General features: G+C 38.1%; 28 protein-coding genes and 1 tRNA gene. 7 read left to right on the top strand and 22 right to left on the bottom strand.

The window, feature by feature from the left end:
* Position 1: 1 nt before the first annotated feature.
* Complete coding sequence (locus LOS73_RS03890; protein WP_008135697.1) at positions 2-1270, bottom strand: outer membrane protein transport protein; 1269 nt, start codon at positions 1268-1270, stop codon at positions 2-4.
* A gap of 284 nt (positions 1271-1554) precedes the next feature.
* On the opposite strand from LOS73_RS03890, the gene LOS73_RS03885 reads away from it, so the two are divergent.
* On the top strand, positions 1555-1878 hold the full coding sequence (locus tag LOS73_RS03885; protein WP_007378486.1) for a hypothetical protein: 324 nt from the start codon (positions 1555-1557) through the stop codon (positions 1876-1878).
* Here the strand turns inward: LOS73_RS03885 and LOS73_RS03880 are convergent.
* Positions 1838-3052 carry an HD-GYP domain-containing protein gene (locus LOS73_RS03880; protein ID WP_007378485.1) on the bottom strand — a complete coding sequence of 405 codons (1215 nt, stop codon included), beginning with the start codon at positions 3050-3052 and terminating at the stop codon, positions 1838-1840. The two genes, LOS73_RS03885 and LOS73_RS03880, sit on opposite strands and share 41 nt — an antisense overlap.
* A gap of 363 nt (positions 3053-3415) precedes the next feature.
* Positions 3416-3490 (bottom strand) — tRNA-Arg (locus LOS73_RS03875).
* A gap of 245 nt (positions 3491-3735) precedes the next feature.
* Here LOS73_RS03875 and LOS73_RS03870 point away from each other — a divergent pair.
* Positions 3736-3918: a hypothetical protein gene (locus tag LOS73_RS03870; RefSeq protein ID WP_007378484.1), complete on the top strand. Its 183-nt coding sequence runs from the start codon at positions 3736-3738 to the stop codon at positions 3916-3918.
* Here LOS73_RS03870 and LOS73_RS03865 read toward each other — a convergent pair.
* From LOS73_RS03865 to LOS73_RS03855, 3 genes are all read right to left on the bottom strand, one after another.
* Positions 3915-4721, bottom strand: a complete 807-nt coding sequence (locus tag LOS73_RS03865; protein ID WP_457934513.1) for a phosphotransferase — start codon at positions 4719-4721, stop codon at positions 3915-3917. The genes LOS73_RS03870 and LOS73_RS03865 overlap by 4 nt on opposite strands.
* Before the next feature lie 3 nt (positions 4722-4724).
* Positions 4725-5342, bottom strand: a complete 618-nt coding sequence (pnuC, locus tag LOS73_RS03860) for a nicotinamide riboside transporter PnuC (protein ID WP_007378482.1) — start codon at positions 5340-5342, stop codon at positions 4725-4727.
* A 201-nt stretch (positions 5343-5543) separates the two neighbouring features.
* Positions 5544-5795, bottom strand: coding sequence for a hypothetical protein (locus LOS73_RS03855; RefSeq protein ID WP_007378481.1), 252 nt, complete (start codon positions 5793-5795; stop codon positions 5544-5546).
* Between the two features lie 100 nt (positions 5796-5895).
* Between LOS73_RS03855 and LOS73_RS03850 the strand changes: the two genes are divergently transcribed.
* Entirely contained in the window at positions 5896-6135 is a 240-nt protein-coding gene (locus LOS73_RS03850) for a DUF2960 domain-containing protein (RefSeq protein WP_007378480.1), read from the top strand.
* Positions 6136-6153: 18 nt separating this feature from the next.
* Here LOS73_RS03850 and alr read toward each other — a convergent pair whose 3' ends face one another.
* From alr to rpsF, 9 genes are all read right to left on the bottom strand, one after another.
* Positions 6154-7233 (bottom strand): alanine racemase, encoded by a 1080-nt coding sequence (gene alr / locus LOS73_RS03845; protein WP_457934512.1) that lies wholly within the window; start codon positions 7231-7233, stop codon positions 6154-6156.
* Complete coding sequence (dnaB, locus tag LOS73_RS03840) at positions 7233-8612, bottom strand: replicative DNA helicase (protein WP_002963050.1); 1380 nt, start codon at positions 8610-8612, stop codon at positions 7233-7235. The genes alr and dnaB overlap by 1 nt, the downstream gene beginning before the upstream one ends.
* A 112-nt stretch (positions 8613-8724) precedes the next feature.
* Positions 8725-9663, bottom strand: a complete 939-nt coding sequence (locus LOS73_RS03835) for a DUF4097 family beta strand repeat-containing protein (protein ID WP_007378478.1) — start codon at positions 9661-9663, stop codon at positions 8725-8727.
* Between the two features lie 9 nt (positions 9664-9672).
* Positions 9673-10155, bottom strand: coding sequence for a hypothetical protein (locus tag LOS73_RS03830; protein WP_007378477.1), 483 nt, complete (start codon positions 10153-10155; stop codon positions 9673-9675).
* Entirely contained in the window at positions 10142-10690 is a 549-nt protein-coding gene (locus LOS73_RS03825; protein WP_007378476.1) for an RNA polymerase sigma factor, read from the bottom strand. Before LOS73_RS03825 ends, LOS73_RS03830 begins: the two co-directional genes overlap by 14 nt.
* A 437-nt stretch (positions 10691-11127) precedes the next feature.
* A complete protein-coding gene (gene rplI, locus LOS73_RS03820) occupies positions 11128-11580 on the bottom strand; it encodes a 50S ribosomal protein L9 (protein WP_002962755.1) in 453 nt (150 codons plus the stop codon).
* 35 nt (positions 11581-11615) lie between these two features.
* Complete coding sequence (gene rpsR / locus LOS73_RS03815) at positions 11616-11843, bottom strand: 30S ribosomal protein S18 (protein ID WP_007378475.1); 228 nt, start codon at positions 11841-11843, stop codon at positions 11616-11618.
* 12 nt (positions 11844-11855) lie between these two features.
* Positions 11856-12173, bottom strand: coding sequence for a primosomal replication protein N (priB, locus tag LOS73_RS03810; protein WP_457934511.1), 318 nt, complete (start codon positions 12171-12173; stop codon positions 11856-11858).
* Between the two features lie 44 nt (positions 12174-12217).
* Positions 12218-12559: a 30S ribosomal protein S6 gene (gene rpsF / locus LOS73_RS03805; protein WP_007378473.1), complete on the bottom strand. Its 342-nt coding sequence runs from the start codon at positions 12557-12559 to the stop codon at positions 12218-12220.
* A 920-nt stretch (positions 12560-13479) separates the two neighbouring features.
* On the opposite strand from rpsF, the gene LOS73_RS03800 reads away from it, so the two are divergent.
* On the top strand, positions 13480-16533 hold the full coding sequence (locus LOS73_RS03800) for a hypothetical protein (RefSeq protein WP_033038109.1): 3054 nt from the start codon (positions 13480-13482) through the stop codon (positions 16531-16533).
* Between the two features lie 234 nt (positions 16534-16767).
* On the opposite strand, the gene LOS73_RS03795 is transcribed toward LOS73_RS03800, so the two are convergent.
* Positions 16768-17445 carry a glutathione S-transferase family protein gene (locus tag LOS73_RS03795; protein ID WP_033028864.1) on the bottom strand — a complete coding sequence of 226 codons (678 nt, stop codon included), beginning with the start codon at positions 17443-17445 and terminating at the stop codon, positions 16768-16770.
* Between the two features lie 176 nt (positions 17446-17621).
* On the opposite strand from LOS73_RS03795, the gene LOS73_RS03790 reads away from it, so the two are divergent.
* Positions 17622-18392, top strand: a complete 771-nt coding sequence (locus tag LOS73_RS03790; RefSeq protein WP_457934510.1) for a DUF1223 domain-containing protein — start codon at positions 17622-17624, stop codon at positions 18390-18392.
* 507 nt (positions 18393-18899) lie between these two features.
* On the opposite strand, the gene LOS73_RS03785 is transcribed toward LOS73_RS03790, so the two are convergent.
* Entirely contained in the window at positions 18900-19721 is an 822-nt protein-coding gene (locus tag LOS73_RS03785) for an AraC family transcriptional regulator (RefSeq protein ID WP_457934509.1), read from the bottom strand.
* A 126-nt stretch (positions 19722-19847) separates the two neighbouring features.
* Here LOS73_RS03785 and LOS73_RS03780 point away from each other — a divergent pair, with 126 nt between their 5' ends.
* Together LOS73_RS03780 and LOS73_RS03775 are read left to right on the top strand one after the other, a co-directional pair.
* Positions 19848-20318, top strand: a complete 471-nt coding sequence (locus tag LOS73_RS03780; RefSeq protein ID WP_033038106.1) for a YHS domain-containing (seleno)protein — start codon at positions 19848-19850, stop codon at positions 20316-20318.
* 99 nt (positions 20319-20417) lie between these two features.
* Positions 20418-20852 (top strand): nuclear transport factor 2 family protein, encoded by a 435-nt coding sequence (locus tag LOS73_RS03775; RefSeq protein ID WP_033038104.1) that lies wholly within the window; start codon positions 20418-20420, stop codon positions 20850-20852.
* 67 nt (positions 20853-20919) lie between these two features.
* Here LOS73_RS03775 and LOS73_RS03770 read toward each other — a convergent pair whose 3' ends face one another.
* The 5 genes from LOS73_RS03770 to LOS73_RS03750 all read right to left on the bottom strand — a co-directional run bounded on the left by LOS73_RS03770 (position 20920) and on the right by LOS73_RS03750 (position 24270).
* Positions 20920-21261 (bottom strand): YajD family HNH nuclease, encoded by a 342-nt coding sequence (locus tag LOS73_RS03770; RefSeq protein ID WP_033028867.1) that lies wholly within the window; start codon positions 21259-21261, stop codon positions 20920-20922.
* Positions 21262-21543: 282 nt separating this feature from the next.
* Complete coding sequence (locus LOS73_RS03765) at positions 21544-21735, bottom strand: hypothetical protein (RefSeq protein WP_008134268.1); 192 nt, start codon at positions 21733-21735, stop codon at positions 21544-21546.
* Between the two features lie 54 nt (positions 21736-21789).
* On the bottom strand, positions 21790-22377 hold the full coding sequence (locus LOS73_RS03760; RefSeq protein WP_457934508.1) for an acyl carrier protein phosphodiesterase: 588 nt from the start codon (positions 22375-22377) through the stop codon (positions 21790-21792).
* A 144-nt stretch (positions 22378-22521) separates the two neighbouring features.
* Positions 22522-23016, bottom strand: a complete 495-nt coding sequence (locus tag LOS73_RS03755; protein ID WP_007378461.1) for a hypothetical protein — start codon at positions 23014-23016, stop codon at positions 22522-22524.
* A 507-nt stretch (positions 23017-23523) separates the two neighbouring features.
* Complete coding sequence (locus tag LOS73_RS03750; RefSeq protein WP_007378460.1) at positions 23524-24270, bottom strand: CPBP family glutamic-type intramembrane protease; 747 nt, start codon at positions 24268-24270, stop codon at positions 23524-23526.
* Positions 24271-24692: the final 422 nt, after the last annotated feature.

Here is a 24692-nt window from a genome sequence, read left to right as displayed (position 1 = left end):
ATTAAAATTTGTAGTTATACTGAGCACCAATTAGTACTGCGTGGCCTTTAGATTCGAAGCCCCACTGGCTGCCTGAGTCATCAGCTTCTGTAAACGTTTGTGTTTTACCACGGATAATACTTACACCAAGATCAACATTAGAGTTTTGATCGATAGTGTAGTTACCACCAAACGAGAACCAGAAACGGTCTGTATCAGGAATCGAAATTGATAGATGTGTTTGTGATACAGGAGACTCATCAAATGCAACACCGGCACGTAGTAATAAATCTTCGTTTAACTGGTAATCTGCACCGACTGAGTAGCGGAATGAATCGCTAAAACTCTCGTTCTTTTCAAACGCGGTAAACTTGTTACCCGTTGGTGCTGTTACTTGCGCTTCTAAAGACTCAAAGCTACTCCACCCAGTCCATAATACACTGTAGTGCAGCCCTAATTTTTCGTCTAACTGATGCGAACCAGAAAACTCAGCAATAGCTGGTAAAGTGATTTCTACAGAACCAGGAAGCACTGTGCCTTGTGTGCCGCCAGCGGCTGCAGGTAGCCCATTAGAAAAATCACCATCAAACGTGATATCAGTTTCTGTTCTGTAGTTAAAACCAAAACGGCTGTTTTCATCTAATTGATACATTAAACCTACGTTTAAACCAAAACCAGTATCATCACCTTGAAGATTTACTGCATCAGTACCAAAGTCAAAGCCACTTGCATTTGCACCAACTTTACGAATAACTGTTGCATCAGCATAAATAGCATTTAGGCCTACACCAAAGCTAAATTGCTCAGATACTTTATAAGCAACGCTTGCATTAAGATTAACAGTAAATATTTCTGTTTCACCTGCAATTTGCCCTGCTACGTAGTCATTTTTAAACTCAGTAGATAAACCAAAGTTAGAAAAAGCACCAAAACCAACTGATACTTTGTCGTTATAAGGCATAGTAAAGTAAATTGCAGGAACAACGGCGCTAGGAGCAATGCTGTCATCATCTAATGCGCTTGGGTCAATACCGTTATTAGTACTTTCACCTTCAAGACTTACATCAGGAATAACGCCAATAGCAGCAACACTTAGTTGCTTGTCTTTAAATAAAGTCATTAGTGCTGGGTTACGTGCAACAACAGATGCGTCGTCTGCAATAGAAGCTTCACCAGCATATGCACGGCCTAAACCTGATGCATTTTGTTCTGCTAGTTGAAATGCAGCTGCAAAACTGTCTGCAGAAACAAATGCAAGCGAAGCTGCAATAAGAGTTTTAGTAAATTTCATTGTTGTGTCCTTAACCAAACTAACTGTTTGGATAGCTATGTGTGTTGTTATTAGGATTTCAAACCCGGCTACACTACCTGATTTTTTTATAAAAGACTCTATGAATACGTCAAAATACTATGAAAAACATGATTTTTAACGACATTTTAACAACTAATTAAAACTCATCGGACTAGATCTGTGCTATTAGAGCATATACTCTAAATGTAATTGGTTATCATTTAGATTGACTTGAAGTGGTTAGCAATTTACACTCACTACAAAATCACAAAGGAAATAAAACTGTGATCATTTCACTTATTGTAGCTGGGCTTATTTTTTGTGGGGCGAGTGTATTTTGTTTTTATAAAGCAAATTACTGCGCATGTACGCAAGCAGGACAATGCGACAATCCAGTAAATCACTATTGGCTTGGTGCTATGCTAAACGCACTAATTTCGCTCGCATTTTGTTGTTTAGCACTGCATGTAGAGCTAGGCACTTTATTGTGGCTAACACTGATGGGAAGTTGTTTTTTAGGGGCATTTATTTCAGCTAAGAAAAGCAATCAACGAAAGTGCACAAACACTACGCAAGCAGATGCTCTTTTAGCAAACGAGACAAATTAATTTTATAGTCTAGTGGTTTAACACTCGCTAAAATTTTAAGCTCTTGGTTACTGTCACTTAAATCAATATCTTTAGCAGTTACATGATGCCCATGTTTAGCATTAAAAAATAACTTAATTTTTGGCTTTATCGGATTCAAGTTATTCCCCTCCAATACTAACGCTAGGCGTTCATTAGTTAGCTTCACAATAGTCCCTACGGGATGCACGCCCAAGCACTTTATAAAACGCTGCACTAATTCAGCATCAAACATTTGCTTGTTAGCCAATAAGTAACGCAGTGCATTAATAGGTTCTTCGCCATCTTGATGAGGCCTGTCTGCTGTCATCGCATCATATACATCTACAATTGCCATTATCCGTGCGGGACGGCTTATTTTTTCTGCAGCAATGCCCCGGGGATAACCTGAACCATCTAATCGTTCATGGTGATTGACTATCATATCTAACATAAGTGGCGAAATACTCTTTTCACCTTTGACCAGACCCAGCCCTAAAGCAACATGTTTTTTAATACTCGCCATTTCGTTATTAGTAACTTTGCCTGGTTTTGATAGTATGCCTTGCGGTAGTTTAGATTGCCCTAAATCATGCAGTAGTGCGCCCATAGCAAGCTCCTGCACAAGCGCTTCTTTGTAACCTAGGTATTTAGCAAATACACTCGTAAAAATGGCGCAGTTGATCATATGACGCCAATTATAGCTGTGCTTATCTTTAATTCGAGTAAGGATTGTCATCGCATTAGCATTACGAAATACTGAAGCAACGATTTCATTTGCTATTTCATCAAGTACTTTTACGTTAAGAGTTAATCCGGCTATTAAATCGCTATATAAAGATTGTATTTTACGGTTATGTTGGTCGTAACTTACACTCGCTTTAGCAAATTCTTGCTGTACCGTTATTGCAGATTTGGCCTTAACTGGTTTTTGTTGGCTGCTCGATGTTTTAGGTTTATTTTGTGGCTTATATTTGGCGGGGATTGCGACTTCACTCTTAGCGAAATCAATAAGAAGTTCAAGAACCCCTTCTGCAATTAAACGCTTAATTATAGATTTGTCTCTGACTAACCCGCTAGTCTTAATTTTTATACTATTAATCCCTTCATGTTGCTTAGTAACACTGTCGACATACATGCCAGGTATTAGCTCAGGGATAGGTAAAGTTATTAGCATAAAAGCGGCTATTTCTACAATTAATGAATATGTACCTTAAATAGCATTGTTTAATACTTAAAGTCCATTCATTCGTACTTTAGTAGTTATAATTCACTAAAAAGTAGTAATTTATATTATTAAATAATATCTCATTTAATTTTGCGTTATTTTTAATTTAATGGGGAACGCTAAAGGGTTTTGAACTGAGATACTAAAAGTTTATTTTCATTCAAGTTTAAGTGTAATTAATAAGAACACTATTTTTATAAAAATGAAGTTCAATCAATGTTATCTAGTATCGTTAACCAATTTTAGATATTGAAAAGAGTTTGATTATGCAAAAGTACTGAAATAATTTAGGGCATAAACATATAAAGCAAATGGCGCTCTCGGTAGGGATCGAACCTACAACTCAGCCTCCGGAGGGCCACGTGATATCCATTTCACCACGAGAGCACATTTGTTGCCGCAGCACTAACTCGCGATATCAATGCTTTGGCGTCTATAATGATAAAGATATCCGTCGTTAATTGCCAGCACCATGCGTTTAGATGCCTATTAATTAAGCGATTTAGAATAAAACACTTCACAATTAGTTAAAAACACGCTTTTTATCAATATTAGATAAAAAAAAGTAACTGTTTAGCAACATTTTAACTATTATAGTGACTATGTGATTTGATTTAAAAGAGGAAGTGATTATGAGTTTGATGTCTACTGAGCAAGTTGCTGAGTTTTTAGGTGTAAAAGTAGAGCGTGTTAAACGCCTTACTCGTGAAAGTTTACTAATTGCGAAATCGCAGGATGAAAATGGCGAACCGCAATTTGATGCTGATGAAGTAAAAAAATATAAAGAACTAGCTGCACGTTTTGGTGGTCTTTAAAAACTCATAGATAAAGTGAGTTTATTTAGTTGCGCGCGTAATTCAATTAAGTGATTAGTTATGTCGCGCTGCTCATACCACCCTATACTCAATATTAAAAAAAACAGCTTAAAAAAATCAAGTTTATTTACTGATTTAAAAAAGCTTACACCGGCTCTACTGTACTTACTATAATTATCTAATAACTCACCTTCACTTTGCCCATCCAAATTAAAGCTCACGCACAGCGCGGCTAAATCAAAATACACATCGTTAGTTTGTCCGTACTCAAAATCAATTAAATACATACCCGAAGCATTTACAACAATGTTGTCTCTTACTAAATCGTTATGACAAAAGCCCGCATTAAATGGCATCGCTGTAACTGCTTTTAGTGCCCGCTCTATTTGTGATTTGTATAACGTATATACATCCGTATTTTGATAAAAGTGCAGCTCTTTGGCTATATCCATTGGTGTAGTCGTTGCGCTGTAACTGTGTACTTGGGCTAATTTATTAACTAAGCTGAGCGTTATATCTGACTGTGCGGTTTCACCCTCAATATAATCAAATACCGCACGACTATTCTTTTTATCGAGCCAAATAGGCGCAGGGCATATATCCAAGTCACTTAAAAAGCGCTGCGCTTCAAGGCCGTCACTTGGCCAACGGCTTTTATAACACTTTAACAAATACCCTTGTTGCTCGGTACGTATTAAAAAATTATCGTTGCTAAAGCCATTCAGCAATCGCTCGCTTGAAACAATGCTTTTAGGCTCTATAAACGCACTACACATTTTTACTAACTGATTATGCTCAATCATTAATTAAAGCTGCGCTAAAGGCTTAGCTTGGCTTTGTTCGTACTCTTCGTACCAGGTTTTGAAGCCCCACGCTGCCATAATGGTATAAAATATAAAGAGTGCTAGCGTTGGGTAATAGCCTTTTTCGTAGTATAGATACATAGAAGCGGCATCTATTACAATCCAGTACAGCCAGTTTTCGAGGACTTTTTTAGCAACTAAGTAAGTAGTTACTACTGCAAAACATGTTGTAAAGCTATCAAGATAAGCAAAGTCGGCATGAGTATAGTTTTGCATAACGTAGCCAATAACTATTGCAGCGAAAGTTGTTAAACTGATTAAAACAGCATGACGGTTCATCGACCAAGACGTAATATTTAGATTTTCAGCTTTGCCTTTTCGCCATACAACCCACCCAAATACAGCCATATACATATAATAAAAATTAAGTAATGACTCCATTAACAATGCACCATTCCAGTACATTATTGTATAAATGAGTGTGCTAAAAAATGCTGCAGGCCAACACCATAAGCTTTCTTTTATTGCCAATAATAAGTACGCCATCGACAGCCCCACCGCTATGTATTCCCAATGCGACATCGCTGTAAAACCACTTAAGGTTTGTGTTAAAAAGTCCATACTATGCAATCACCGTTCAGTTGTGCCGATTGTTATACCAATCTGCTTATATACGGGGTCTATTTAACGTTAAGAAAATCACGCTAGAACTAGGCAAAAATTTTTGTATCTAGTTGTTCTAAATAAAAAATTTTTAACGACGTTATAGTGCAATTTAATTCGTTAAATTGATCAAAGATTTATGCAGGTTGGTATTATAGATTATTCAGGCGATAAGTCGCCAGAGAGAAACTTACATACAAAAATAGCTTTACCAAATTCTTCATATGAGCGCTTAATTTCGGTACTTAACACCTGCATTACTAAATCATAATCACCAAAAATTTGCGTTGATAACGTATTAGTAATCACTTTTAAATTTTCGTATTCGTTTAAGCGGTCGATAAAGCCTTTAATAAACGGAATGTAATCTTGGTGAAGTGGATATTTACTGATCTCTACTGATAATTTCATTTTAAACTCTACTTTTTAATTATTTGATTTAAACAAATCATTCAATGCCAGTTCAATACAGTGTAAAATTATACTAACACTCAATTTAACTGAGCTTATTATGGCACGTAGAATAACGTATACGTTTAAAAACCAACCGCGCGAAATTAACTTCGCAAAAGATAAATACCACGACATGTATCAAGCAATTGCTGCCGCCGAAGGTATTGATTTAACAAATTACTTAAGCATGGTACGCCAAATAGAAATGACCTCAAAAGGGTCTGCTTCTGTGCGTAACTTTCGCGACCAAGAATTTGCCCGTATGGGCTTTAGCGACATTTACTTTATAAAAGAGTAAGTATCGCTTATAGCTGTATTAACGCTGATACTCATAACTTACGCGCGGTGTAATATTGCATAATAGCTCGTAAGGAATGGTACCAGCGCACAATGCTATTTCTTCAACGGGTAGCTCAGGGCCCCACATAGTGACTCTGTCTCCTACTTTAATATTGTTCTCATTAGCCCCTATATCAACGCTAATCATGTCCATAGCTACGCTTCCTACAATACCATAACGCTGCTTACCAATTATAACTGGCGTCCCCTCTTTAGCATGCCGAGGATAACCATCGCCATAACCCATAGCCACAACAGCTAACTTGGTTGGTTTATCGCTTTTCCAACGACCACCATATCCAACAGCCTCATTAGCAGGCACATCACGCACTGCAATTACGCGCGTAGTTAAGCGCATAACTGGTTTTAATTTGTGTTGCTGCCCAATGCTATTTGCCATTGGCGATACACCATAGAGCATAAGCCCAGGACGTACCCAATCGCCATGACCGCTTGGCCAGGCAATAATACCAGCAGAATTTGATAAACAATGCGCTTGGTCAATGCCATTCACTAAATTATCAAACAACGTAATTTGCTGAACCGTTTTAGCATTATCAATGTCATCAGCACACGAAAAGTGGGTCATTAAATTAACGGTATTTTTAGCGTTAGGTGTTTTTTGCAAGCGGCTATAAAACGCTTCAAACTGCTCTGGCGCAATACCTAATCGATGCATACCTGTATTTACTTTTAACCAGCATGTTATTGGTGCATCTAGCTTTGCTTTTTCAAGCGCCGCTAATTGGTACTCATCGTGAATAATAGTTTGAAAATTGTTGGCAAGTAGAATCGGTAAATCGGCTTTGTTAAAAAAGCCTTCTAGTAAAACAATTGGCTTTGTTAAGCCCCCAGCTCGAAGGGCGAGCCCTTCATCTATACGTGCCACAGCAAATGCGTCAGCATTATTTAAATGCTGCGCAATCGTTACTAATCCATGCCCGTAAGCATTTGCTTTTAGCACCGCCATCACTTTGCTGTTAGGTGCAAAGCCCTTAACTTGCGCTAAATTATGCGCAAGTGCAGCTAAATTAATTTCAGCAGTGGCTAAGCGCATTAGTAATCGTCATCTACCGCTGGTCCCGCGTAATTATCAAAGCGAGAAAATTGACCTTGGAATGTTAAACGCACTTTACCAATTGGGCCGTTACGTTGTTTACCTATGATGATTTCGGCAATACCTTTATCGGTACTGTCTTCGTTGTAAACTTCGTCACGGTAAATAAACATGATTAAATCGGCATCCTGCTCTATCGACCCTGACTCACGTAAATCTGAGTTAATTGGGCGTTTATCAGCACGTTGCTCTAGCGTACGGTTTAGCTGCGAAAGCGCAACAACCGGACATTTTAGCTCTTTTGCTAGCGATTTAAGTGAACGCGAAATTTCAGCAATTTCAAGTGTTCGGTTATCAGCAAGGCTAGGTACGCGCATTAGCTGCAAGTAATCGACCATGATCATACTAATGCCGCCGTGGTCACGCGCAATACGACGTGCACGAGAACGAACATCGGTAGGTGTTAAGCCCGAGGCATCATCAACATACATTTTGCCTTTTTCCATCAACAAGCCCATTGTTGATGAAAGTCGCGCCCAATCGTCATCATCTAACTGACCAGTACGTACCTTAGTTTGGTTAATACGGCCAAGAGACGCTAGCATCCTCATCATAATTTGTTCTGAAGGCATCTCTAGCGAGTAAATTAGCACGGGTTTGTCTTGAGTCATTGCGGCATGTTCTGCAAGGTTCATCGCAAAGGTGGTTTTACCCATTGAAGGACGCGCTGCCACAATAATTAAGTCAGACGGTTGCAGGCCCGTCGTCATTTTATCAAGATCGGCATAACCTGTACTCACACCCGTTACACCATCTTGTGGCGATTGATAAAGCTCTTCTATTTTATCAACGGTTTTTTCGAGTATGTTATGAATACTTTGCGGGCCTTCCGTACTTTTTGTACGTTGCTCGGCAATTTTAAATACTTTGCTTTCGGCAAAATCGAGTAGATCGTGACTAGTACGCCCTTCGGTATTAAAACCCGCTTCTGCAATTTCATTTGCCACGCCAATCATTTCACGTACAACAGCACGCTCTCGTACAATGTTTGCGTAGGCATCAATGTTGGCTGCACTTGGGGTATTTTTAGCAATTTCGGCTAAGTAAGCAAAACCACCAATGCCTGCAAGCTTATTATTTTTTTCTAAACTTTCAGAAATAGTGATTAAATCTATCGGATCGCCAATCTCAGCAAGTGCCGTCATCGCCTCAAAAATTAACTTGTGCGTGCGGGTATAAAAATCCTGTGATACAACAAGCTCAGCTACGCGGTCAAAAGCTTGGTTATCAAGCATTAAGCCACCTAAAACAGATTGTTCAGCTTCTATTGAATGGGGAGGAACTTTAAGAGTATCGACTTGCTTATCTGGTTTGGCCATAACTTCACAGTAGTAAAATTGAATGGCTCTATTCTATCGACTTGCAGGGGCTGTGCAAATAGAAAAGCAGGAAATCTTTCCTGCTTTTTGTAATCGTGATGGGGAATGAGTGTTATTTGGTACGCAGCTCTATTCGTCCACTAATGGTATCCATTTCAACATTAGCATTACCGCCATTAATACTAAACTCTAAATCACTGGCTGGGCCATATTTAGCTTTACTGACTTTATCGCTAGTAACTTTATTAATGATTTTACCATTAGCATGGGCTTTAATTTCAAACTTTGCTGATACACTTTGTGGGAAATAAAAGTCGGCATCACCACTTACTGATTCAAAACGTACATCACCGCCTTTTAAAAGCTCGTTAATCTGTACTTCTGCTTCGCCATTTACCGTATTAATACGTAGGTTTTTAATAGCCGATAGCGTAAATTCTATATCGCCATTTACGTTTTCAAGGCGTACATCATTAGCGCTTGAAGTTGATTTAATATCACCATTAACAGCGCTAAAACGCAGCTCTCCACTTGATTGCCTATCGTTAATTTCACCATTTACGGTTTCAAACTGAATATTACCGTTTAAGTTCTCAGCGTTCACATCACCATTTACAGTGGTGAGCTTAATGTTGCCAGTAATATCATTTACCGTAATTTCACCGTTAACCACATCAACTTCAGCGCCGTTTTTAAGCTCCTTTGCAGTCACCGATACATTAACGCCAGCAAACTCTAAGCTACTGCTTTTAGGCATAAATATAGTTAGGTTTGAGCCGTCACCACTATTACCCCAATTTGATTTACGGGGCATTTTTACAATAAACTGTGTTTTATCGCCACTTGTTTTAAGCTCATAACCTTGTGCTTTATCATCAAGCTCGCCAGATACTTTAAATTCGTTTTTATCCCAGCCTGTAATATGTATATCACCGCGTTGGTTTTCAATAAAAATAGTGCCGCCACTTGGTACGTCTATTTGCTTATCTATTTTTTCACCCGCAAATACTGCCAATGGAAATAAGCTCAGTCCTAATAAAATCGCTTTCATGTCGTACTCCTAAATGTGCTGCCAACGTGGCGCGTGCACCTTGTTAATTAAATCAAGTTGTTGTTGATATATTTGCGCTAACATTGTCAGTAGCGCTTGGTTTTGTGGTTCGTTTTCAAGAGCTTGCTTTATTGCTTGCTCAGCTTCTTCCAGTTCTTGTAGTTGCGTTTGCCAGTTAGTGGTCAATGCTTCTTTATTTTCGTATTCAACCAACAAACTGTTTTTTTGCGCCGAAAAGTAATCACTTATAGCCACTACGGGTTGTGGCTCGGGCGCTATAACAATTAGATTTACAGCAATTAAAGCAGCTAATGTGCAGGCAGCTATTGCTGTTAGTTTTGGCCAAATAATAGTGCTGTTTGGACTCTGCTTATTATTAACAATTGCTCGCTCAATCCCCGCCCATAAATCTTTTTGTGGCGTAATTTCTTTATCAAGCGTGTTTAATGACTTATTTAAGTAGTCGTTAAAGTTTGGTTTACTCATTTTCATACCACTCTTGTAATAACTGCCTAGCACGATGATATTGTGACTTACTTGAACCAACAGCCATACCTAATTGCTCCGCGATTTCCTCGTGCCTGTAACCTTCAATAGCAAATAATACAAATACCATACGTGCGCGCTCAGGAAGCCTTACTATTAACTTATCGAGGCCATTTAAGCCTTTGCAGTCGTTAGCTGATTGCTCATCCATACCGCTGTGTTCAATACTTACTACTTTTTGCAACCAGTTTTTTTGCTTGCGCAGGTAACTTATCGCTACATTACTGGCAACACTATATAGCCAAGTAGAAAACTGCGAACGCCCATCAAACAATGCTATTTTATGCCATACCTGTACAAATACCTCTTGGGCGGCGTCTTCGGCGTGTGCTTGGTCTGCTAATAAGCGTAAACATAAACCGTATACTCGTTTTATATGTAACTCATAAAGCCTTGTGTATGCGCCTTGATCACCCGATTTAACTCGCTCAATGAGTGCAGCTTCGCACAAAGGCGTTGGTTCGGGTTTAACGTGTAACATCCGTGATGCCGCCTTTTAATTATTATTGTTGAATTGCTATTTAAGTGTATTGATAAGTTAGACGTAATGACAGTTCGAAAAGGTTTAAGGAGAATGAAAAAATAATTGAATAAAAAAGGGACTTTTACGAGGCTTTATACCAATTCGCTTAATTAAGTGATCTATTTTGAGGATGGAAAAACGTGTTGATAGCTAGACAAAAAATTCGCTATTTAGTTGTTCTCGGCAATTGCTCCTGCATTGCTCTACCTTCTGCATCCATGCAGTCGTAAATGAGAATTTTTTAACACAGGTAGCGACACGTTTAGCCCCGCAACATGATTAAGTATTATTGCGGATTGGTATTATTTAACAGTGCCCTTAACTAATAAAGTTAGCCAAATTATAGGCACAAAAAAGCCGTGCTAATAGCACGGCTTTTGTCGCTTAATTAAAAATTAAGCTTCAGCGATTACGATTACTTTGATAGTAGCCGTTACGTCTGAGTGAACTGAAATTGATACGTCAAATTCACCAGTCTCACGGATAGTACCTAGAGGCAAACGAACTTCTGACTTAGCAACTTCAACACCAACAGCTGAGATAGCGTCAGCGATGTCACGAGTACCGATTGAACCGAATAACTTACCTTCGTCACCAGCTTTAGATACTAATGTAACTTCTGCTAATGCTTCTAGTTTTTCAGCGCGTGCTTGTGCAGCTACTAACTGTTCAGCGATTTTCGCTTCAAGTTCTGCACGACGAGCGTCAAACGTTTCAATGTTAGCTTTAGTCGCAGGAACTGCCTTACCTTGAGGGAAAAGGAAGTTACGTGCGAAACCAGATTTAACTACAACCTGTTCACCTAGGCTACCTAGGTTAGCGATCTTATCTAGTAGAATAACTTGCATGTTTCTACACCTTTTAAAAACTGTTAATCCGCTGCTTACTTATGTAAGTCAGTGTATGGAAGAAGGGCTAAGTAGCGAGCACGCTTAATAGCAGTTGCTAGCTGGCGCTGAAATTTAGCGCTAGTACCTGTGATACGGCTAGGTACGATTTTGCCACTTTCTGTAACATAGTTTCTAAGAGTAGCTAGATCTTTGTAATCGATTTGTTTTACGCCTTCCGCTTTAAAGCGGCAGAACTTACGACGTCTGAAATAACGTGCCATGAGATTAATTCCTCAAATAATTCTTTCGATATGCTGAGCATGCAAAACCAATTGGCTAAGGCCGTTACGACCTTCGTGGCGATTTAAAAAACCACTCACTTGCAATGCCTGCCCAACGTGCAAATGTTGAGTCTGTTGTTGCATTTGCTTTCCACTGGCAACTACCTGAAGCCTCACGTAACTATTACGGTTAAGGTCTGCTTCGGTTTGCATCGATTTATGTTCTACAACAAAAATACAATGCGGGGTGCCAGCTGGGCTTTGGCTAAACTTGGGCGTTTTACAAACTACCCCAGATATAACCAGCTGATTCATAAAAGGGCTAACCATTTATATTTACCGCCAGTTAAACGCCATGCTTGGACTCAAAACAATTAAGCAGCTGGTGCTTCTTTCTTCTCTTCTCTTGCAAGAGGAGACGCTTCAGTTTCAGCAGTTTTAGTGCGGATAACTAAGTTACGAAGCACTGCATCGTTGTAGCGGAAAGTAGTTTCTAGCTCGCTGATTACTTCAGTTGGTGCTTCAACGTTCATTAGAACATAGTGAGCTTTATGAAGCTTGTTAATTGGGTAAGCCAATTGACGACGGCCCCAATCTTCAAGACGGTGGATAACACCACCAGCTTCAGTGATAGAACCAGTATAACGTTCGATCATACCAGCAACTTGCTCACTCTGATCTGGGTGAACCATGAATACGATTTCGTAATGACGCATGGATATTCCTTACGGTTAATAGAGCCTTCTACCGTTTCGGCCGGTCGGTTTAAGGCAAGGAATTAATAGTTTAAAAGCCGAAATGAGCGCGCATTTTACGCTTAGTAGGATAATTAAGCAAGCAAGTTTTTAAAGCTTTTATAGATAAGTGTATATAGGTAAGTATTACGAGCTTTGCTCGTCGCGTCAGCAAGCTGTACGCCTACAGGTAAAGCTAAACTTGGGGTTTAATATTTATTGTAGACGCCGAGCTTGCTCGCGTGAAAAGCGCAGCTTTTAATCAAATCGTTTATTCTAGTTACGCTTACAACCAAAAAACATTACGAGCTTTGCTCGTCGCGTCAGCAAGCTGTACGCCTACAGGTAAAGCTGAACTCGGGGTTTAATATTTATTGTAGACGCCGAGCTTGCTCGCGTGAAAAGCGCAGCTTTTAATCAAATCGTTTATTCTAGTTACGCTTACAACCAAAAAACATTACGAGCTTTGCTCGTCGCGTCAGCAAGCTGTACGCCTACAGGTAAAGCTGAACTCGGGGTTTAATATTTACTGTAGACGCCGAGCTTGCTCGCGTGAAAGCGCAGCTTTTAATCAAATCGTTATAGTTACGATTACAACCAAAAAACATTACGAGCTTTGCTCGTCGCGTCAGCAAGCTGTACGCCTACAAATAAAGCTAAACTCGGGTTTAATATTTATTGCAGACGCCGAGCTTGCTCGAGTGAAAAGCGCAGCTTTTAATTAAATCGTTTATTCTAGTTACGCTTATAACCAAAAATTAAGCACTTATGATTCAATCAATATGTTGTTTAAAATATAGCCTTGCCATTTATTTAACAGCAATTTATTCTAGGTTACAGTTGATGTAGTCGCATAAAAGGTGATCAATAAAATATAAACTAAAATCAAAAGGATTTTTAAAATGATATCACTAACATCACTTGATCGCGTTGTTCCTTCCTCATATTTAGCACCAGCTAAAGCCCACGACTTACTCGAAAGCCTATCTTCTGCCGCAAATTTAAAAAAGTACTTTAATATTGATGAAGCAAATAGCACTAAGCTTTCTGATATTATTACTTTGGTTAACAGTGCTTATGGAATTATTAAAGACCCCAATATAGATGACCTAGTCGAGGAAATAAAAAAGGTCATTGAAAATATAGTCGTACTTTTTTCAGCTGAACAAATAAAAAAAATTAAAAGCTCTGAAATTTATCAAGAAGCCTATAAAGCATTTCAACTTTGGTCTGTTCTTGAAACACCAATTGGTGAACAAACTAACGGATTAAAAAAAGAGTTTGAATTTACTAAAGAGCACAAATCAAAAATTGATCAACTTAGTGTTGGTGTAACAGCTGGTGCCTACGGTGAATTTAGTATCTCTGTTTTAAATGACACAAAGCGCCCAACATTTTTATCCAAAACACTTCCAAATGGGTTTTGCCTCGTCAATCAAGATGTAAAAGCTGCCTATGATATTAATGTATCAACATCAACCTCTGCTAATATTTTTAAAATAGGTGCCGGTTTAGATAAATCAGGTAGTGTGGAGTTTGATTCGTACTACCAAGTAAATGAAGAAACTACTAGCTATAAAACCCTGTGGAGTATGTTTAAAAAACCAGTTCGCCCTTGGAACTTGAACGATATAAACACTCAATTAGTCAAGCGTACTAGTAGTGATGCTAGAGAGGGATATCGTGCATTTTCAATTAAAATGGCATCTTCTCTAATATTATCTGGCGAATTAGAAATTGGAAAATCGCTCGCTTCAAAAACAAATCTTAAAGGGCATCTTATTGGAGTAGACGCCTCCGTAGCAGTCTCACTTTCAAGGCGCCAAGAAATAGCTGGTGACTTGGAACTTGATGTATATCGTAATGATCAACAGCAAATAGAACTATTACTAACTTTAAGAGAAACAGAGCAGACAAAAAACACCTTAAAACTAGCACTTGAAGCAGAAATTGAAGGAATGGATGCACTCGCCAAACAGTACATAGAAATGCTGCTTGGTAAAGGTAATGAACTGGTTAGTAAGCTTGAGGAATACAGTAACCCTGGCCAAATCTTGGTTGATGACATATTACATACAATTGATGAAGATACATGGTACAAGCCAATAGCCGAAATCACACTAGGACAAAATGAGATCGATGATGTAATTAAAAAGTTACTTGATGATGAGCTAATCGTGCAATTCAATAAGACATTGCTCTCAACAGAAGCGGCCCCAGACGACTTAGCAACATCTATAATTAATAGATTACTGAGTTTATTTGGTGTTGTGCAATCAAATGCTGACCCTATTTTTATGGCTGCTCAGCACAAGTCAGAAAAATATCTGTCTGAAAAAATAAAAATATTACAGCAAAAACTTCGTGAGAAAGCGGATGAGTTTGCTAACGATTTAAAAGAGAAAACAGCTTCCCAACTAAAACCTATCGCTTCGCTCGGCGATGACGTAGCACAGACGATTGCTAATTTTGATCAAAATATAGAAGCTAATTTTAATCGTGTAATAAATCGATACCAGATATTTAAAAAGAACATCACTGAAAAATTAGAAAAAGCAGCCAACATTAAGTTTGGTCTTAATTTAGAATCGATTAAACAACAACGTTTATTCGAACTTCAAAAATTAAAAATAACAATCCTCCAACCAGAAAATAAACAAGTACAAACCTTATTCCGCTGTTTAGCGATAGGCGACGGGAAAAAAGCCTCATTACTTATGCAAGCATTAAACAGAGCGGGTGCAATAAATTTAATACCTATCACTACACGGTTTGAAACAGCACTTAATAGTTCAACTCGGCTGGGCCTAAACATTATTGGCTTTGATATTAGTAAAGTACGCGATATTAATCGAGACTTAACGGTTGAAGTTGATGCCAATGGTAACTTATATGTTAAACACGATTACACCATTAAAGGAACTGCATCAGGGCTTTCAGAATCCAGACAAGCAAAATTAGGAATCATCTTTGGTGTTGCGCAATCAGCATTAGATCCCGAGTTTAATGGTGCTATTTCACTTGAATATACAAATCAAGATAACAAACTGCACAATTTAAGAGAGATTGAAGACTTCTTTGATTCCCTTGATTTGTCGACCCACCGTCATGCCGACTCTTTACCAATAGATGTACCCATACTTATTCCCGAGCAAAATATAAAAGTCGCAATTAGTCGTTATCAACATAGTATTGAAAACAGCAACATTTATACTAGTAGCGTCATAGCAATGACGATGCGTTCTGGGCATGAAGTCTATGCACAATTTGAACAACTAAATGGCGATAAGCTATATCATAATGCAGCACGTTATTTAATTTACTTACAAAGTGGTTCGCCTTTTGAAAGGAAAGTTATTTTTAATATACTGCATTTATATGCCCTAAAAGATGAATCATATAATGATCTAAGTATATTGTTTGACCATTTATTAGATGGGGATTCTAGTAGAACCGTTGATTACCGTCGTATTAAAAAAGATTTAAAAAATACAGATAAATGGGATGACTATCTTGCGCTTGTCCCTGATTCTCAAAATGGTGCCAATGCAAATAAGTCGTGGAAGGGAGTAGCTAAACGCCTTACAACCATTGGAAAAGCTGCAAGAGCGCTAAAGCGTTTTCCAACAACATTAAAAAATGTAAAAAAAGCAGTTAAAGCATTTGATGCCAGTACAAACCATTTTGAAACGCTAGAAAAACTAAATCAAACCTTACTAAAACTCACTCACGAATTGGAAGAAGACTTAGATTATTGGATTGGGGTTAAAAGCATAACGCAAAACCTGATAGATGATTTATTCTCAAAATTAGGATGGGGTAAAGCAGGAATAAATACGCGTTTACTTATTTTTTGTATTTTACTAGAGGACTCTATCGAACATGAGAGTTCACTATTTTTAACGACCATCACGTTAAGTAATCAGTCCAACAATAGAGAAATCATTAAAATTTGATAATTAACCTGAATTCTGGTTAAGATACTTACTAACCTACTGAATTATGTTGATATTTAAATTTATTTTCTCTAGCCAGAGATTTTCAGTGAAAACAAGGCGAATTTACGCGTCAATAGCTGACCTATTGCAAGTAAATTCAACGCAGTGAGCGCTGAAAATAGTTGCTTGAGGTAGATTTATTATCCAGAGTTCAGGTTAACTAGCGGCCCATAATAAGCTCGCTTACTATAGTTATTGTTTAGGGTAATTGGAAGGGAAAAATGCTTTTTTAGCATCTTCATCAAACTCTTTTTTAAAGGCTATATCAGTACCAATTACGCGTGCACGTGCAACCGCTGGGCGGCTATCAATGCTTTCAAACCAACGTTTAAGATTAGGATAAGGCGCTAAGCCCTCTTCACCTAATACAACCGACGCTTTATCAATCCACCCCCATGCAGATACATCAGCAATGGTATATGTATCACCCACAATAAAGTCACGACCTTCAAGGTGCGTATCAAGCACTTCGTAGTGACGCTGTGCTTCACGCAAATATCGATTAACCGCGTAATCAAGCCCTTCTGGCGCCATATGTCTAAAGTGTACACTTTGCCCAGAATACGGACCCAAACCAGATGCAATAAACATTAACCACGACAGCATTTCAGCGCGGTCATCGGCCTTACCCTCTAACTTTGCATATTTTTCAGAAAGGTACATTAAAATAGCATTCGAATCGAACACACGCGTTTCACCATCAACAATGGCAGGTGCTTTAGCGTTTGGATTAATTGCTTTAAATTCAGGTGTATGTTGCTCACCTTTCAAAGTATCAAGAGGAACAAGCTCAAACGGCAAGCCTGTTTCTTCTAAAAAGAGTGCCACCTTCATTGGGTTAGGCGTATGGTGAAAATAAAATTTAATCATGTAAAGTCCCTCAATAATTGAACAATGATTAAAGCACAGCTTGAGCGGGTGTTCAAATTAAGTTTTTAATAGATAAATATACGGTTAAAACGTGATTTAATTGTGAGTATTTCGTGATACTTCATCTACAAATATCACTTATGCTACAAACAGTATAAATCTTTTCGAGAAGTAACATGCCTTTTAAAACACTGTCTCAATCGCTTTTTCCAGCATTGGCTGGGTTAATAATATTTTGCTCTCAAAGCCAAGCTGCTGAGCAAGTAACCATTGCAAGCACAGCTAATCCAACTACCTTTTTAGAGCTTTACACATCGCAAGGCTGCAGTAGTTGCCCACCAGCAGAGCGCTGGATTTCAACGTTTACAGATGATGAAAAACTATGGACTGATTTAATCCCTATTAATTTTCATGTTACTTATTGGGATTATTTAGGATGGAAAGACCCCTTTGCCTCTGCTGTTTTTAGTAAAAGACAACGCACCTATAAAGCCTTAGGTAAAAGCCGTATTGTAGCAACACCCGGGTTTATGGTTAACGGCAGCGGATGGCAAGGTTGGTTTTATAAACAAACCATACCTATAACTAAAACCCCTTATTTAGGTAATTTAAAAGCGACTATAAACAACAGTAAAATTAACCTCGAATACGATACCGTTAATACCAAAGATGATACTAACCAAAACTTAACAGCTCATGTAGCTCTGTTAGGCTTTGGTATAGAAACACAAATACACAGCGGCGAAAACGCAGGCCATAAGTTAAAACACGACTTTGTCGTTATAGGTTACGAGCAAAGTAACATGCAAACTAAGCAGCAATTATCATTAACTGACTTAACCCTGCCTCGCGCTAAAAAAATATCGCCAACAAAGCAAGCATTAGTGTTTTGGGTATCTAAAAAAGGCGACCCGACTCCACTGCAAGTTGCAGCAGATTGGTTTTAATATGGATAAAATAAAAAGCTAAAGTTTAAAAAGTATCAGCTGTTTAAAATCTATCTCAAAAAAGTCTAAAAGTAGGCCACCATAATGCCTTTAACTATACAACTTGTTAGTAATCCACTCATGGTCATATACGTAAATATAAAGCGTTGCTAGGTATCTCTTTTTAAAACAAAAGAGACTAAAAATAGGGTCGCGATAATAACCACACTCAGCATAACTCCATAAATAAATGAGCCGCAAAAATGTGGTAAAACAGATAAGGAGAGCGCGGTTAAGTTAGTGCCAAAGAATGCTATTGGTTCTTTAACTTTTCGTAATAAAGCGAATAGGAATATGGCGAAAGTTAGGTCATATAATAGAATAACAGCTGTATGTTGCAGTACTGGCTAATTCAAATCACATAAACACTATTTTTATCAACGTAAAACTGACATCCAGAGCTCTAAATACTGCACTCCCAGAGTTTAAAAAGTTTTACCCGATTAAAAAAGTAACTTACTAAAAAATTTACTGCTGACTCAATAACCACTCTTTTGGCGCTTGCCCTGTTTTTTTTCTAAATACACGGGCAAGTGCAGAGCCATTTTCGTACCCAACCTGATTAGCCACTAAATCCATATTTTGATTTTTTAAAATAAGCTTTTTAGCAACCGATAAACGCCAATCAGCCAAATAGTCAGCCGGTGTTTGCTCAATTACTCGCTTAAAGGTATCGGCAAATTTAGAACGCGACATACCACACTCCTCAGCCATAGCGCTAAGCGACCAGCTTTGCTCTGGGGTTTGATGTATTTTAATTAATACCTTAGCCAACTGAGGATGGGCAAACCCTGCCATCATTCCGCTTTTAATTGTGCCTTCTTCTAGTACTTTTCGCAGCACACTAATTAAAAATACATCGCATAAGCGATCTATAATTAAATGCTTACCGCTGGCGTCTTTAAATGCCTCATCAAAAATCCAAAAAGCACTTTGCGCTAATAATCCATCACCCGTTAATTCGTAATTTAAGCAATAAGGCAGCGCCTGCAATAAAGGGCTATACCCTCCACTTTGATAGCTAATTTGTGCACACACTAAATCAGCCCCCTCCCCCTTATCCGAAAATAAACAGTGCCCTGTAGAGTGAGGAAAAAATATAACCGAAGGCTTAGACAAAACGACTTCGAAGCCATTATTACTGCGCACTTTTAACGTACCTGAGCGCAATAAATGTAAATGCCCAACACCTTTATCGTCACTAAAGTCGCTAGTACCACACATGTTCCCACTAAAAAACACATTGGCATTAAGTGAAAAATGCCTCAGCACACTCGAAAGTACGTCCATAAACGCCTCTTTGGATTATTGGTATGAAAATGCAGACTAATAGACGCATATTAACCAAACAATAACGATAAAGTACAGTTGAGTTTTAAACAAACACACTAATTAAATTCCCCTTTGGAGATACACATGAAATTTTCGACACTCACTAGATCAGCTTTTTTTGCAGCATCGGTACTTGCAAGTTCACTAAGCTTTGCAGCAGACATAGACACAAATGCCGACGTTAACGACATTGCAATTAGTGGTTACGATACCGTTGCTTACTTTACCCAAAACAAAGCGGTAACAGGCAGTTCTGAATATACTGCAACGCATAAAAATGCCATTTATAAGTTCAGCTCAGCTAAGCACCGCGACTTATTTAGAGCTAACCCAGAAAAATACGCCCCACAATTTGGTGGCTTTTGTGCATTTGGTGTATCAATGGAGAAAAAGTTTGACGTAGATCCAGAGGCTTTCAAAATTGTTGAAAACAAACTTTATTTAAATCTTGATAAATCGGTTCAAAAACAATGGCTAAAAGACGTACCAGGCTTTATTAATTCAGCCGATTCAAACTGGTTTGACATAAAAGACAAAACAGCCAAAGAGCTTTAATTAGTAAAATTTAACTTAAATATAATATTATGAGGTTGCTTTAGCTTACGCCAGCAACCTTAAGTTTAGTGCGTTTTAGAATTAGTAAAAGAGAGTTTTATGTTGAAATCGTTGTTAGTTATTATAAGTGTTACCTTTTTATCGTTCAGTGCACACGCAGATAAAGCCTCTGATAAAGTCGCGATAAAAGCTGCAGTAAACGACTACTTTCAGGGTCAAGGTGAGGCGAATAAAGAGCGTTTATTTCGCGCATTTGCAGCAGAGCACGCAACAATGGTTGGTGTAGTAAAAAACGACGACGGTAAAAACGTTATTAAGTCGTATAAAGATATGACCAGTGTGCTTAACCAATGGGCATCAAACAAAAATCCAGCGGGTGGAAACCTCGATGGTGAAATTATTAGTATGAACATAGTTGACGATCGTTTAGCTGTTGTTTTATTTCGTTCTACTAACCGTTTTTATGATGCACTAACATTATCTAAATTAGATAATGAATGGAAAATAATCGCTAAAGCTTACATTTTGCAATAACTGTTAAGCCAGTAATCGCCGTTATAAATTTTAGCCTATTTATTTAATCATTAACTTGGTTCAAATATTACTTTGATTTATTTAACAGCGATTTTAAATCAGCAAACGGAGAATGCGTTGCAGCCTCTACTTTTCGCTCTGTAGTCGACCCGCCATACATAATGTGTTCGTGGTATTTATTGTGCTCATTATCGTGGCAATAAATACACAATAACTCCCAATTACTGCCATCCTCAGGATTATTACTGTGGTTGTGATCAACATGATGCACCGTTAACTCACGTAAATTAGAGTACTCAAACTCACGAGCACAACGCCCGCATACCCAAGGGTACAATCTTAAGGCCTTTATTCGATAGCCTTCCTCTTGCTTCACATAAGCCTGAGGTACATCGTTATTCTTACTCATAATATTCCTGCTTAATTCACTATTACGGTGCTCAATACTAAAAAACTTAATTACTGACAAGTCACCAAAAGAAGTATCTATATGTCGGCCTGTTTGTTCTCAAGCGCGTAGTACGACCATAAGTTTTTTATTGTCGGAAGTCCAAGAAATTTCACCGCTGTATGTCGCTACCCAGATCTTTTAAACCTAGATCTGGATTTGTATTATTGAAGGTATAAAAGTTGTGCTGGCCAGATAGCTCAAACTTAGTTGAACGTGTATTTTTCGAGAAAATTGTCCTAACTAATTGCCGCCTAAATTGCTAGCCGTGCCTTGCAGCCCTTCAAGCGTTTGATAGTTAAAAGTGATGTTAGAATTTTTAAATTTTCTATAAGAAAGCAGTATATCTTGTGTTTTTGTTTCAACATCATCTTCAAAAATATCGGCTGAATAACCAATTTCAATGTCGTTAATAGCAAAAAAACGCCCAGCCAAATCATCGTATAGTTATGCATACTGACTTTAAATAAAGCTCTTTATCTAACTTTTTTAAGTGCTTTCAAAACCAGACTTACTTACATACTTAATTAGCTCCGGAAAAAACGCTAGAAACACGGCTTCTAATTCATCGTAGTTACGCGCTATATCATCAGCCGCACCCGAAAAAGTGTTAGTAAAACGAATTCGCTTGGCAATATTATCAAGTGCTAGCCCTATTCCATCAATGGTTTCGTATTCTTTAAACCAATCGTTTTTAGTCATACTTGTTACAACATGCTGCATACACGTTGGCATAACAGGTATGCGCTGATTTAAAAGCTGGTAGCTGGTGTACTTAAACTCACTTAAAGATTGCTTGCTAAAGTGTTGCCAATGCACAATTAAAAAGTGATCAAACACCACATCAATAGCCACACCAGTAAATCGCTTACGCTCGGGTGAAAAGTACTGCTTGGCGTGTTTAACTAAAGGATGGGAGTCGGTAAATTTATCGACTAAATAGTGGTTATCGAGCCCATTTTTAACCGTGTTTGGTAAGTGTTCTACATGCCTTTTACCACCAAAGTCGCCCAATAAGTTCCCAAAGTGAGAATCGGCTGTAGGCTGTGCTAAATAAAGGTGAGCTAAATAATTCAAAGTGTTCTCGGGTTTGGTATTAATAATAACTTAATTGTAAGCGCTACTTAAAGTGAGATTTATGCCTAATCAAAAGCAAAATAGCATAAAAAGGTGAAACTAAGTTTCACCTTTTTTATTAACTTTGAAACTAATTAGCTAGCATTACGCTGTAGAAACGTTACTTGCGCCTGCATTGTTAAGTATTTCTTCAATAGCGTTTTTGTTGTCACTATCGTACTTAATACCAATTAATATAGAGCCTTTTTCAATGGCATCTTCGTAATACTTAATTTCGTGCTCGGGGATAAACGCACCAACTGCGGCCCCTAAAGTACCACCTACTGCAGCGCCTGCTCCACCAGCAGCAAATGCAGCGACTAATGGACCGGCAACTAATAAGCCTGTACCACCGGTTGCTACAGTCCCTACGGCAGTAAATCCGCCAATAATTGCAGCAAGAATACCACCTGAAGCCGCGCCTATAATACCGCCTTCAGCAGCTTTTGTACCTTCGTCTACAGCAAAATCTTCCTTTGCGTATGAGTCATTGGCTACAATACTAATATCAGCTTCATTAATACCTAAAGCTTCTAATCTGTAAATTGCGAGTGTTGCTTGTGATGCACTTTCGAATAACCCAGTAATAACGGTACTCATAATAACTCCTTTATTTATTTAAGAAAATACACTTACTACTGAGCAAAACTCGAACCAAATAAATTATTATTTTAAATCAATGAGATAAATTAAAATCCAGTTCTAACATTCTTATTATTAAAGTAAAAATCACTAAATTTTGTAAAAAACTCCTACCCATATAATTACACTCATCAACAAGTAGTGCGCGTTTTTATATAAATAACATGAACCCCTAGTTAAGTAGATCCCGGAGTTCACTTACAGCACATAAAGGTATTGATGCCCTGTGGCAAGTATGAATAGCGTAACTATAAATAAAAACGAGCTTCCCAGTCACCATGCCCTGAACATAAGCAACTGATGAATAATTTATTTCATGACGTTTACGTTCAAATCAATTAATTGCCTCCGGAATCAAACGTAATAATCGGGGCCAGAGAAAGCGAAGACACCTTCCTTTTCACTGCAATCTGTACCACTGTAATCCTAGGGCGAAAAAACCTTAAACAAGGTTTTAGTCATTGCCTAAATTAATTGCCCAACAAAGTTAACACTATTATGGGCTAGGATTGGAAATACCAAGCTCCCCGTTCGCTCTCTTAGCCACAGTAAAATAAAACCATAACCTCCGGTTAATAAAATAGAGGTAAACGAAAAGTACCACTCACCAGCGCTAAACATAACGCCGTGCACCAAGCCAAATAACAAAACTAAAAGTAATCCACCTATATTTATCGGCGCGCTCGCCAAACTGTATCGCTTAGATACTATTGCCAAGGAAATACAAAATAGTAAGACCCCTCTAAACATCGGTTCTTCGTCAACCCCTGGCATGGTTGCTTGATAAAGTAATGTTTCTAAATCATAGCGAGGCTCGCCACTCCAGAACCATGAAACAATGACTTGGAGAACTACAAACAAGCACAGAACAATAAAAGCAGGTTTTAAAGAACCTTCACTTTGTTTGAAAGTAAAACCAGCATCAGCAATACGAAAGCCATGTTTATATTTCGCTAAGGCTAGGATTGCACTCCCCCACAGGATAATTACAGCTATTTTTCCTGACCAATTCCAAGACATATCAGTAAAAAATATATCCAAAGGAATTACCTCGGCGCCTCTAAATAGAGCAAAAACGTAACACGTAAAAATGCCTAATGAGATTAAAGACCACGTTATATTTATATCGACTTTATTAAATGCTTTTAATGTTAAAGCTAAAATTAAGATAGCACCGACATTTGCAAATACGGCTATGAATGCATCTTCCATGTATACCTCTTTAGTAAGGGCGCATTGCTTCTTACTTTTATTGTTTTAAGTAGTTTCTAATACTAATCCTAAATTGGATATTATTAAACAACTACTTAGTTAGTAAAGTAGCCTTAGGCTTCATAAATTACAGAGGCGTATTTGGAGAGCTTTTGTAAACGCAGTAAACTTTGAATAAAATTTTATACCTTGAGCGAAACACTTAAGCACTGGCGGTAGAATCCGCTTATTGAGCTATCACCCAACGCATCGGCAAACTATGCGCCAACAACGAATAACATTCACATTTATCTATAGCTCTGTTTGTTACATTAGCTATGCGTTGGGTTTCGTTTAACTCAAATCAACCTACGGTTGTTGCTTGCCTACAAGCTTGCGTATAATGCCCCCATTCCGGCTGCATTTTTTAGCCGCTAACTTGG

The sequence above is a fragment of the Pseudoalteromonas sp. SCSIO 43210 genome (genome assembly GCF_054133285.1).
The sequence above is the reverse complement of the archived record's forward strand: the minus strand, read 5'-3'. Positions and strand labels throughout refer to the sequence as shown.